Source organism: Caloramator sp. E03 (assembly GCF_006016075.1).
Classification (GTDB): Bacteria; Bacillota; Clostridia; order Clostridiales; family Caloramatoraceae; genus Caloramator_B.
Genome location: NZ_CP040093.1, coordinates 1,386,789 through 1,399,443, shown reverse-complemented (window position 1 = coordinate 1,399,443; position 12,655 = coordinate 1,386,789). Strand labels below are relative to the sequence as shown.

The 12,655-nt window shown below is 31.2% G+C and carries 11 protein-coding genes; all 11 read left to right on the top strand.

Going from position 1 to position 12,655, the window contains the following annotated elements; all coding sequences use genetic code 11:
- Positions 1-47 precede the first annotated feature (47 nt).
- The 11 genes from rnmV to FDN13_RS06840 all read left to right on the top strand — a co-directional run bounded on the left by rnmV (position 48) and on the right by FDN13_RS06840 (position 12,574).
- Positions 48-584 (top strand): ribonuclease M5, encoded by a 537-nt coding sequence (gene rnmV / locus FDN13_RS06890; RefSeq protein WP_138979536.1) that lies wholly within the window; start codon positions 48-50, stop codon positions 582-584.
- A gap of 1 nt (position 585) precedes the next feature.
- Positions 586-1,431, top strand: a complete 846-nt coding sequence (gene rsmA, locus FDN13_RS06885) for a 16S rRNA (adenine(1518)-N(6)/adenine(1519)-N(6))-dimethyltransferase RsmA (protein ID WP_138979535.1) — start codon at positions 586-588, stop codon at positions 1,429-1,431.
- 68 nt (positions 1,432-1,499) lie between these two features.
- On the top strand, positions 1,500-2,510 hold the full coding sequence (locus FDN13_RS06880) for a hypothetical protein (protein ID WP_138979534.1): 1,011 nt from the start codon (positions 1,500-1,502) through the stop codon (positions 2,508-2,510).
- Positions 2,511-2,708: 198 nt separating this feature from the next.
- Entirely contained in the window at positions 2,709-3,137 is a 429-nt protein-coding gene (locus FDN13_RS06875; protein WP_138979533.1) for a hypothetical protein, read from the top strand.
- Positions 3,138-3,141: 4 nt separating this feature from the next.
- Positions 3,142-3,912 (top strand): prolipoprotein diacylglyceryl transferase, encoded by a 771-nt coding sequence (locus FDN13_RS06870; RefSeq protein ID WP_138979532.1) that lies wholly within the window; start codon positions 3,142-3,144, stop codon positions 3,910-3,912.
- Between the two features lie 59 nt (positions 3,913-3,971).
- A complete protein-coding gene (locus tag FDN13_RS06865) occupies positions 3,972-4,508 on the top strand; it encodes a GNAT family N-acetyltransferase (protein WP_138979531.1) in 537 nt (178 codons plus the stop codon).
- Positions 4,509-4,512: 4 nt separating this feature from the next.
- Positions 4,513-5,283, top strand: coding sequence for a hypothetical protein (locus tag FDN13_RS06860; RefSeq protein ID WP_168190097.1), 771 nt, complete (start codon positions 4,513-4,515; stop codon positions 5,281-5,283).
- Positions 5,280-5,894: a hypothetical protein gene (locus FDN13_RS06855; RefSeq protein WP_138979529.1), complete on the top strand. Its 615-nt coding sequence runs from the start codon at positions 5,280-5,282 to the stop codon at positions 5,892-5,894. Before FDN13_RS06860 ends, FDN13_RS06855 begins: the two co-directional genes overlap by 4 nt.
- Positions 5,895-5,967: 73 nt before the next feature.
- Positions 5,968-6,156: a ferredoxin gene (locus FDN13_RS06850; protein ID WP_138981041.1), complete on the top strand. Its 189-nt coding sequence runs from the start codon at positions 5,968-5,970 to the stop codon at positions 6,154-6,156.
- A gap of 604 nt (positions 6,157-6,760) precedes the next feature.
- A complete protein-coding gene (locus FDN13_RS06845) occupies positions 6,761-9,355 on the top strand; it encodes an Ig-like domain-containing protein (RefSeq protein ID WP_138979528.1) in 2,595 nt (864 codons plus the stop codon).
- A 324-nt stretch (positions 9,356-9,679) separates the two neighbouring features.
- Entirely contained in the window at positions 9,680-12,574 is a 2,895-nt protein-coding gene (locus FDN13_RS06840; RefSeq protein ID WP_138979527.1) for a fibronectin type III domain-containing protein, read from the top strand.
- Positions 12,575-12,655: the final 81 nt, after the last annotated feature.

Sequence of the window (12,655 nt, the reverse complement as noted above, 5' to 3'; positions counted from 1 at the left end):
CTTTTTTCGTATAATGTATTTATATTAAATTATAATTGGAGGATAATATGATAAAGGAGATAATAGTTGTTGAAGGAAAGGACGATGTTGCAGCTGTAAAGCGTGCTGTTGATGCAGAGCTTATTACAACATCTGGCCTTGGAATTACAGATAAGACTATAGAGAAAATAAAGACAGCAGCAAAAAATAGAGGAGTAATAGTCTTTACTGATCCAGACTATGCTGGAGAAAAAATAAGAAAGATTATAAGCCAAAAGGTTCCAGGATGTAAGCATGCATTCCTTCCAAGGGAACTTGCAATGAAGGATAAAGATATTGGAATTGAGAATGCTTCGGTTGAGGCAATAAGGGATGCATTATCAAAGGTTAAGACAGAAGTTTTTGGAAGAAATGAGTTTACTATGGATGACCTTTATAAATACGGCCTTTTAGGGGAAGAAAATTCATCGATTTTAAGGGATAAGGTTGGAGCAATCCTTGGAATAGGATATGGTAATGGCAAGCAGTTTTTAAACAGGTTAAATAGATATGGAATAACAAGGGAAGAATATGAAAGTGCAATAAAAAAATCAAAGGAGAATTAAAATGAGCCTTACATCCAAAACTTTAGATATAATAAAGCACTTTGAATTTAAATTCAACAAAAATCTTGGACAAAACTTTTTAATAGATGAAAACATATTAAATAAGATTATAGACGGGGCAGAGCTTGATCATGATGACTGTGCTTTAGAGATAGGCCCAGGAATTGGAACTTTGACGCAGGCTATGGCAAAGCGCTGCAAGAGGGTTATAGCTATTGAAATAGATGATTCTTTAATTGATATTTTAAATGAAACATTAGGAAATTATGAAAACATAAAGATAATCCATGGTGATGCCCTTAAAATGGATTTTAAAAAGTTAATAGAAGATGAAGGATTAGATAACGTTAAAATAGTAGCCAATCTTCCATATTATCTTACAACTCCTTTTATAACAAATATTTTAAGCCAAAAAACTAATATAAAAAGCCTTACATTAATGATACAAAAAGAGGTTGCAGACAGAATAACTGCAAAATGTGGAAGCAGCGATTATAGTTCGCTTTCCCTTCTTTGCACCTACTTTTGCGATATACATAAAATAGCAAGAGTTTCAAAAAACTGCTTTATACCAAAGCCTAAAGTTGAGTCAGCAGTAATAAGGATGGATGTAAAGAAAGAACCTTCAATTAAAGTTATAGATGAAGATTTACTATTTAGAGTAATAAGGTTTGCATTTAATATGAGAAGGAAAACTCTTTGGAATGCACTAAAACCTTTAGGACTTGGAGAAGACAAATTAAAATGTGCCTTTGAAAAATCAGGAATTGACCCTGTAAGAAGAGGTGAAACATTAAGCCTTGAGGAGTTTGGAAGGCTTAGCGACGAGATTAAAGGTTTAATTTAAAAAAGTAGTTCACATTCCTGCCTATTCTACATATATTATAATGATAAGGTAGAATAGGAGGGGAAATAGTGGCAAGCAAAAAATACAACCGCTATTTTATAATATTTCAGGAAGAAGATAAGGGGTTTGGGATTGCAATTGACAAGCAGCCTACAGGATACACAAAAATAGAAACAAGAAATGGCAAATGTAAAATAACGGTATATGTTCAGAACCTTATAAAAGGTAAAGGTCCATATATCTGCTGTATGATAGACAGTAGCAAAAACCCAGCAGTTGTTGCAAGGCTTGGAGAGATAAGCGTTGATGAAACTGGAAGAGGAGAGACGTGGTGGGAATATGATGAAGAGGACATTGCAGGAACAAAAAGCAGCATAGAAAAATTTATTGTTGCAGCGGTTATAGTAGAAGGAGAGAAGATATTATCCCCCCTTGCAGGATATGCAAGTAAGGAAAAGATAGAATGGAGAGATAAGCTAATTGTTAAAGAGGATAAAAAAGAAACTGAAGAAAAAGAAGAAATAAAGGAAGAAGTAAGAGAAGAGATAAGCGATGAGGCAAGAAAGTTTAAAGAATATGAGGAAAAAATAAGGCTTGATATAGAAATACAAGATTCCAATAAAGATTATGAAGATAAAAATAAAGAGGAAAAAAATGATACAAAAGAAGAGGATAGGGATGAAGAAAATGATATAAAGAACGTAGAAAGCGATTATGATATATATGATTATGCAAAGGGAGATTTTGTAAGGAATAAGAAAACCCATGCTAAAGTATTTAATAGAATTTTAGATGAATTTGAAGAAAAAGAGGATCTTTGTCAAGAGATTAAAGGCTGTAGATGGTGGAAGATTCCTTTTAAAGAGAATTATAATATTCCTCAGGATGATAATTATCCTTACTATTGTACTATATATCATCCTTTAATGGCTTATCCTTATATAAACTATATAAAATACATCAAAAAGAAAGGGTACTACTATTTTGGGCTAAAATATGATGACAAAGGTGAAGTTAAGGCTATAATATATGGAATTGAAGGGGCTTTAACTCTCAAGATCAGCCCTATATGGGTATGACAGGATTTGCAAAGTGGTTTAAGATAACGGATAAGGATTCGGGGATGTGGGTTATGTTCTATAATCCTTATACAGGGTGTATTATGATACCAAAGCGTTAAGGCGGGATTCCGCCTTTTATTTTTTATTTGAAGTATTTATTTAAATATAATATAATAAAATAGAAGTAGATTTTTACTCTTATGCTTTGGAGGAACTATGAGAAAAAATAAAATAAAATATATTTTAAATGGAATAAAATCCTCCTTTATTTATTCGCTTATAGGAGCAATTATACTTGCCTTAATAGGTGTATTGTTATGTTTTCTAAAAGGTGGTAACTATTTAAGATATATATATATGTCCTTTTATTATGGTGGAGGGTTTATATTGATTTTTTCCCTTCCTTTACTTTTAAAAAGGAATGAGGATCCAAAGTTTAGAAAGATAAAGCGTTTAAACCCACTATATGGGTTTTACGACATGTTTGACAACCCATACATTGAGGAAGCAATGGCTGAAAGCTATAATGAGTTTAAATCAGATGGCTTTTGGCTTGGAATTTTTATTGTATTTATATCTTTATTTCTATTCTTTTATGCTTTCCTCCTTGAAAACCTTTATTTTATACTTTTTATAGGGAGGTAGTATAATGTATCCAGTGTTATTTAAAATAGGCAATTTAACTATATATACTTATGGTGCTTTAATGGCTACTGCAATACTTTGCGGGTTGCTTCTTGCACTGTACAGGGGTAAAAAAAGAGGATTTAATACCGATAATATAATAGACATTGCATTATATGGTATAATAGGTGGGCTTATAGGTGCAAAGCTTTTATTTTTTATTGCAGAAGCACCAACCATACTTAAAAATCCATCATCAATACTTGAAATGATTAAAGAAGGCTTTGTGGTTTATGGTGCAATAATTGGGGGAGTACTTGCAGGGTATATATACTGCAAAATAAAAAATATAAACTTTCTAAAATATTTTGACCTTGTTGCCCCATCAATAGCCTTTGCCCAGGGGATAGGAAGGATAGGTTGTTTTAGTGCAGGTTGCTGCTATGGTAAAGAGGTTCACAATTTCCCATTAGCAGTTACGTTTAAAATTTCAGAGTATGCACCAAACAACATTCCCCTTTATCCAACACAGCTTATGTCAAGCTTTGGTAACTTTTTAATTGCTGCAGCTTTATTAATCTTTGCTTCAAAGGAGCGGAAGGATGGAAAGGTTGCCGGGCTTTATATGATATTATACAGTATTGGAAGATTTATAATAGAATTTTTTAGAGATGATCCAAGAGGAAATGTTGGTATTCTGTCAACCTCCCAATTTATTTGCATTTTTGTATTAATTGGGGGTATAATAATATATAATTTTGATAGAATAAAAAAGTCTCCTGCCTCTCATGACTAAAGTACAGCATAGCCTGTACTTTTTTGTTTTTTATTATAAAATATTTATGGGGGGATATTATGCAGTATATTTTAAAAAACGGAAAGACATTACTCATAAGAAAAGCACAGGAAGATGACGCAAGGGAGATTGTAAAGATTTCAGATAAAATAGGCGGGGAAAGTGATAACCTGACCTTTGGGGTAGATGACTATTATTTTGATGAGGAAGAGGAAAGAATAATTATAAGAAATATTAAAAAAAGAAATAACTGTCTTTTTATTGTAGGAATTGTTGATGAAAGGATAGTTGGAATATTAACCTTTATAGCCTCCCAAAGGAAAAGGCTGATGCACAGGGGAGATGTTAGTATATATATATTAAAGGATTATTGGGGTCTTGGAATAGGTTCATATATGATGGATTACTTTTTAAATTGGGCAAAGGAGGCTAAAACGATTAAAAAAGTATCCTTGGAGGTTAGGGCTGATAATCAAAGGGCAATTAATCTATATAAAAAATTTGGCTTTGAGATTGAAGGTACAATAAAAGATGCACTATGTATTAACGGAACACTATATGATACTTATTTTATGGCAAAGAAAATAGGCAGGTGATATTTTGAAAAGATTTGCTGTTTTACTAATTATAATTCCATTTTTATTAACTTCCTGTATGGGGAAGAAAAAGAATCAGAATATAATTGAAATGGGATTAGTTAATAAAAACATAGAAAGAGTAACGGTTACAAACAATAAATATGCTGGAAAGTATACAATAATAGATAAAAAAACAATAGAAAGGTTTACTAACATAATACTTGAGGCAACTGATGTAAAAAAATCCCTAAACATTGATAGCGATTTTACCTTTGACTTTTATGATGAGACAAAGAACATAGCAAGCTTTAAATATATTGCAGGAATTGATGAAAAGGATACTGCAAACCTTATTGATAGCAAAGGAAGGCTTTATCATATCGATACTTCCATTGAAGATGAATTTATAAACCGTCTTATGAAAAAAAACAGCTATAAGCACGTTAGGGAATATTATGAATCTTTGCTTTCAAGGATATTTGAAAAGATTAATGCTAAAAAAGGAGACGTTGTTATTGTTGATATTACAAAGGATTATATAGTTACAAGATCCATAACATCTATTGAGCAAAAAAAGATAATAGAAAGTATAGATAAAGAAGGAATAAATATAAAAACTCCCAAGGAAAATGAAGAATATGATTACTTTATAAAAATAGATACAAGAAAGTATAATGATACCTCCTGTAAAACATACATTACTGTAACGGATAAATTTAAAGCTAAAGTAACTTATGTAATAGAAGGGAACTATACCAATTCAGGCTGGAGTTATTATATAAAATTCAAATGATTCATTTTATTGTTTATGGCTTCATATATTTTATATGGAGCTTTTTTAATTTAGGTGATAATTTGAAAAACTTTAAAGCCTTTTTAATCTTTATTGTATTTTTATTTTCTTTTCTATCCCTTCTTTATCTTTCCTTTATTGCCCTTAGAATACAAAGATATTCTTTTTCAAATAGCGTATATAACATTAATTTTATTTTATATTCAAAAACAAAATCATATAAAATAAATTCTGCACTAAAATATGCAAAGGATAAAATGGATAAGAGCTATTGCCTATTAACAGTTTTAAATTCAGATAAAGATGAGGAAATTGAAAGTGAAATATTAAGTAAAATAAGATATTATGATAACTATATAGTATTAGAATTTAATGAAAGCAGTATACTTGATAAGGATACTATTTTAATCAGTGTTGATAAAGAAAATGTTAAAGAACTTCAAAGAGCTCAAAAGCTCAAAAAAAATCTTTTAGATAAAAAGGTAAATATCCTTAATAATATGGTGAATAAAAAGGCTTATAGTGTTATAAAATTAGAGATATCAAAAAACAATAATTTAGGCGAAACAGAGGATATTTTATTAAAGGCACTCTATTCTTTAATAGAATAATTTAATACATTAATTTTACCTTATAAGGAAAAAATATAACTACATGAAATTAAAATTAAAAGGAGTTGATAATGTGAAGGCCCATGTTGATCAGGATACCTGTATAGGATGCGGGCTTTGCCCCTCAATTGCTCCTGATGTTTTTGAAATGAAGGATGACGGTAAAGCTCATGTTATTTCAGACACTATCCCAAAGGATTCAGAGGATAGCGCAAAGGAGGCAGAAGGAAGCTGTCCGGTTAATGCAATAAGCATTTTATAAGGCGGGAAACCGCCTTTTAATTTTTCAAAAAAATTTTTTTTATTTTTTTTGTTTTTGATGAAACTTTTTTATAAAATCCATCGTCATAAATAATGACTGAATTCCATATATTCTTTATAGAGTCTGTACATTGGAATTTGTGGATAATGTGAATAAATAAATGAAAATTTTAATAAAAAAATAAAAGTTAAAAGAAGGAATTTAGATAAATTTGAAGTATAATATAATTTAGAGCATTCTTTGGAAATTTTATCTACATTTACAAAAAGCTTTAGGTAATTGACATCAATTAATATATTTACAAAGGTTAAGACTATATGCTAAAATATGAATTACGATGAAGAATATATATTAATTATCTAAAATAATTAAAATAGGTAAGATTATGATTTAATGCATAACAATAAACTATATGGAAATAATTACAAATAGCATTCTAATATTTTCTAATTTACATATATGCTTCTTGAAAAAGCATAATTGTTATTGTATTATGTATACTAGGTATTTACATTAAGCCCATAATTAACTAACTTTGCAGATGATTTATTCATCTATATAAATTAAAACAAAATTTTTAAAATTCGAGAGGAGGAGAAAAATTATGGCAAAAGCCAAGAAAGTGCTCAGCACTGTATTAGTTGCTTTATTTACAGTATTCACAGTGCTAAGCTATGTACCTGCACAGTCAGCTAAAGCTGCAACAGCAGGACCAAAAATCAACATGGTTGCCCAGCCAAACGCTGAATACAAGGTTGGCGACAGAGTACTTGTTAAATTCAATTCAGGTTCTTACAAGGGAATAGTTCAGTACAGAGCATTCCTTTGGAAAGTAGGTTATGGTAAGGTTAAAGAACTTTACCCAGATTATGCAAAGGACAGCTATTTCTATAAACCAGTATGCGTAGGAACATCAACATTTACAATCGATGTATTCTATGCAACAGAACCAGGTGTATATGAAATAGTTGTAGGTGTTAAAGCTAAGGGAGCTAAGGCTTCAACAGCAAGCTATGTTACAACAAGCAGATTTACTGTAAAAGCTAAAGAAGAAGCTACAATAAAGGAAATTGCTCCATTATCGGATGTTAGAGTTGAGCAAGGAAATACAGCACTTCTTCCAGCTACTGTAAAGGCCACTTACAGCGATGGAACAACAAAAGAAGTTGCAGTTACTTGGCCAGCAGTTGATACAACTAAGACAGGTTTTGTAAAAGTAGAGGGAACTATAGCAGGAACAACATTAAAGCCAGTAGTTAATGTTCTTGTAGTTGCGAAGGCTTTAAATGTTGAATCAGTTAGTGTTGTTGATGCATCAACACTCAAGGTTGTTGGAGATGCATTAGACCAGCTTAAGACTGAAAACATAACAATAGCTGATAATGCTGTAACAGCTGTAAAGCCAGCTGCAGATCTTAAATCAGCTGAGGTTACTTTAGAAAACAAATTAGCTCCAAATTCAGAAACTGTTATAAAAATTGGAGATAAGGAATTTAAAGTAACTTATGGTTTTGTAGTTAGCACAGTATCAGTTGTAAGTGCAACATTTGATGATGATACTGCAGGTCAGAAAGTTGGCTTAAAAGTTAATGGAGCCGATGTTGACTATGATTATCTGGCGGCTGCTGGATACACAGTAGAGTTTAATGCATTTGACAGCGATGGTATTAATGCAAATGATAGTTTATTTGATGATACAACAAATGGAACACTCCTTGACGATTTATCAGCTGTAACTGGTAAAGATTTTAAAGTTCAGGTAACAATAACTAAAGGTTCAACTGTATTAGTTTCTGATTATGCAACAATTAAAATTAGAAACTTGGATAATACAGCATCATCAATATCAGAATATACAATTCATAATAATACTTTAGGAGCTGATCAAAACAGCACAACATTAGTTGTAGATGAAACAGCTACTATTTCAAAAATTAAAGTAACATCTGGTTCATCAAAAACAAGTGTAACAAGTGGTATTGAAGTTAAATCATCAAATCCAGGAGTAGTATCAGTTGATTCTACAACTTATGAAATGACTGCAGAAGCTCCAGGGACTGCAACAATAACTATTACTTATGGAGATTTAACAAAAACTTTCACAATGACAGTATCAGCTAAGGCTCGTAAAGTTGCAAAGGTTGCTCCAGATAAATCAACATTAAAGATGGTAACAGGTAAGTCTGCTACTATGGATTTAACTGTTACAGACCAGTACGGAGATCCATTCGCAGCAGATGGCACAGATGATGTGAAAGTTGTATTCCCATCTAAGTTTACTGACTATGTTCCATCTGTATCTGGAACAAACAGTCATGATATAATTGCAAATCCATATCTTGCATCAGATAGTGATGGTTCTGAAACTTTAACTTTTGATGCAAGTGGTGCAACTGCTGATCATGGTTCAGGAACTATTTATTTCAAAGATGCTGATGGTAAGATTATTGGAAGCCTTGTTGTAAGTGTAACAGAAATTGATAATGTAGCTAAGAAAGTTATTGAAATCTACAGTGATTCTGAGTCAGATGATAATAATCTTGACAAAAATGATGCTGATGATGATACAGTAACTTACAGAATAGCTCAGTACAATAGTAATGGTGTTTATAATGGAAATCTTGATTTAACAGGTTTTACTGCAAAATATAATTCAGATGTTGTTAACGTAACATTTGATGACCCAAGTGATGATTTAATAACTGTAACAGCAGTAGATGAAGGAACAACAGATGTAGCAATATATAATGCTGAAGGAGATTATGTTGGAAAAGTTACTGTTAAAGTAGTAAATGGATCAGTTAAGATAACTGGAGTACAATGGAAGAATCCAGGATTAATCAACTATGCAACAACAGTTAAAGCAACTAAAGTACTTGATATTGTTGATTATGCAACAGATGATGTTGTAAAAGGTATAACATTATCAGAATCAACAGTTCACAAGATTCGTATAACTAGTGATGCAAAAATTTATATTGACAAAAATGACGATGGTTCGTATGCAAGTGATGCTGATACATTGCTTGGTACATTAATTATTAAGAAATCAAAAGATTCAACAATAGCAAGCGACTCAACAGATCCATTAGCAGGTATATCTGTAATAAAAGGAGAGAAAGGAACTATTATATTTAGTATTCTCAATAATGATGGTGAAGTAATTTCATCAACAAGTGTTAAAGTTGACGTTAAATAATAAGCAAATAATTAGGAAATAATAATTAATTGGCTGACTTTCCAGTGATATTTAATTCATTGGAAGGTCAGCCATTATTTTGGATTTTTTATTCCTAATTCATTTGGTATTTATTAGCTCTATGTCAATATAAAAGGCAGGTATTACAGATAATACTTGCCTTTTTCTATTATATTGAAGTAATGTTTGTCTTTACATTATAAGGATTAAAAATATTTAAAATAAGATTATGTCGAAGGAAGGAAATTATTTAGTTTTATAGAATAAAATATTTGATGTCTATACAGTGTAGAAATCAAATTTATCTTTAAAGGAGGACGTTGAATGAAAAGAGCATTTATTTCGCTTTTAATTTTAACAATGTTTTTGCCTTTTTTATTAGTTAGAGCTGAATCTGTAGATAATACTAATAAAATTTTAAGCAAAAACACGAAGTTAATAAATAGTACATTAAATATTACAGATGAGATAATTAATAATAAAAGAGGAATTGGAATTATAAATACTCAAAAAATAAAAGCTATAAGAGAAAAATATAAAAAATTAAGCTCTGATTTACTTCAATTAACAGATACAGGAATATCAGATACAAAAAAATCAGAAGTAAAAAATAAGCTAAAAAAACTCAATGCTTATGTAAATAAGGATAGTGCAGGTTCTAAGGGCTTAAAAAGTTCTTCTGATGATTTAGTATATGTATATATTAATTTAAACAAAGAAGCAAAAATAAATTCATTAAAATCATATATAAATACAATAAAAACTTTCGATGAAAACAATGGAGTTATTGCAGCATGGGTTGAGATTAAAAAATTAAAGGAGCTTTCCTTAAAAGAAGAAGTAAGTTCTATTAAAACAGTGCTGCCTCCAAAGGTCTATTCAGGATCTTTAATTAGTGAAGGTGATTCAATACATAAAGCAGATACATTCCGTAACTTAACAGATATAAATGGTTCAGGGATAAAAATAGGAATAATATCTGATGGAGTTGATAGCTGGACAATTGCGAGGGATAGAGGAGATCTACCGGAAAATGTAAATATACTAAGTAATTCTGTAGGTGGCGATGAAGGGACGGCAATGCTTGAGATAGTCCATGATCTTGCTCCCGGTGCAGAACTTTATTTCCATGATTGCGGTACAAATGTTTTGGAGTTTAATGATGCAGTTGATTCTTTGGTGGATGCTGGTTGTAATGTTATTTGTGATGATATAGGGTGGCTTTCAGAGCCAAATTTTGAAGATGGAATTGTTGCAAATCATATAAAGTCAGTTTTAGCAAACAATAATATTGTATATATTTCATCTGCAGGCAATTCAGCACAAGACCACTATCAAGGTCTTTTTAAAAATGATGGATATGGATTTCATGATTTTGACTCAAATACAGGCATAACTCCGCTGCCAGTACTGATTCCAGCATATTCAACCATTATAGTTACACTTCAATGGGATGATCAGTTTGGATTATCAAAGAATAACTATGATCTTTTTCTTGAAGATATGGACTATAATCTTTTAGATTATAGTATAAACCTACAGAATGGGAATGATTATCCTTTAGAGTATGTTATATATAGCAATACAAGCAGTAATGATATTATTGCTTATATTGATGTTTATAAATACTCCGGAGTATCCAAAACTTTAGAGCTATATATATATGGAGGATATGTACTTGACAATGGTACAGCAGCAGATTCAATATTTGGTCATCCTGCTGTTCCAGATGTTATAGCCGTTGGAGCAATTAATGCATCTTCGCCTGATAAAATAGCAGATTATTCTTCACAGGGACCTGTTACGATAATTTATCCGTCAAAGCAATTAAGAAAAAAACCTGATGTATGCGGAATTGATGGAGTAATGGTTACTGGTGCAGGAGGTTTTTATTCTCCTTTTTATGGAACCAGTGCAGCTGCACCTCATGTTGCAGCAATTGCAGCACTTATCTGGTCACAAAATCCTTCAAAAAAAGCATCAGAAATTAGAAACATGATAAGAAGTGGGTGTGTCGATTTAGGCTCAAAGGGATATGACTATATTTATGGGAATGGATTGTTAAATGCTGTAATTGCCGGTGCTCCATCAAAGCCAAAAGGCTTAATAGCATATCCAAGTGATAAAAAGATTATATTAACCTGGGAAGGAAATGAAGAAAATGATTTAGCTTCTTATCAGCTGGAATATAAAAAATCCACATCAAATACATGGACAAGTATAGCTGTTCCTAAAACAGAAACTTCATACACGATTAATAATCTGAAAAATGATATTCAATATGACTTTAGGATTAAGGCAAAGGATTCACTTGGAAATTGGTCATTATATTCGGATTTGTTGACACAAACTCCTTTTGACAATGTGCCTCCTCCTGTACCAAAAGGTTTTAAAATAATTTCAGTAAATGATGGACAGGTAGCCTTAAGCTGGTTAGCTGCTTACGCTCAAGATCTGTCAGGATATGAACTTGAGTATAAGCAATCGGATGAAGATACATGGACAAATATACAATTAGGCAAAGTTATAAAATATACAGTAAGTGGACTTGTAAATGATAAGGAATATGATTTCCGTATAAGGTCAAGGGATATTAGTGGGAATAAATCAGATAGTAGTACTGTAATCACTGGGATACCTACCGATAAAACACCTCCTGCGGTACCTAAAGGCTTAAAAATCGATTCAATAAATTATGATTGCAGCGTAGATTTATTATGGACTGCTAATACAGAAAGTGATATTGGAGGATATGAGATAGCTTATGCAAGAAATGGAACAAGTTTATGGAAGACTATCTTTGTTGATGCATCCTCAACAAGTCAGAAAATAAGTGGTCTTACAGGAAATGTTCAGTATCTTTTTAAAATACGTTCAAGAGATTTAAAAGGCAATTGGTCTAATTATTCTTCTATAGTTAAAGCATATTCAAAGGATGGAATAGCTCCAGCTAGTCCAACAGAGTTTATAGGAATTGTAGGGGATAAAAGGGTAACGCTAACATGGGATAAGAATACAGAGGAAGATTTAGCTGGGTATCAGATTGAATATAAAAAATCAAGTTCAAATATATGGGCTAAGGTATCACTTACAAGAAATGTAACAACCTATACAGTTTTAAATTTAATAAATGGTACAGAGTATAATTTCCGTATAAAAGCAAAGGATACTTCAAATAATTGGTCAGAATATAGCTATATTGATATATTTGTTAAATAGTAAAAAATATATAGGTAAAGTCATATATGACAATACCTGTATATTTTTTAAATTTATAACTTTTAATAGAAATATTTCATT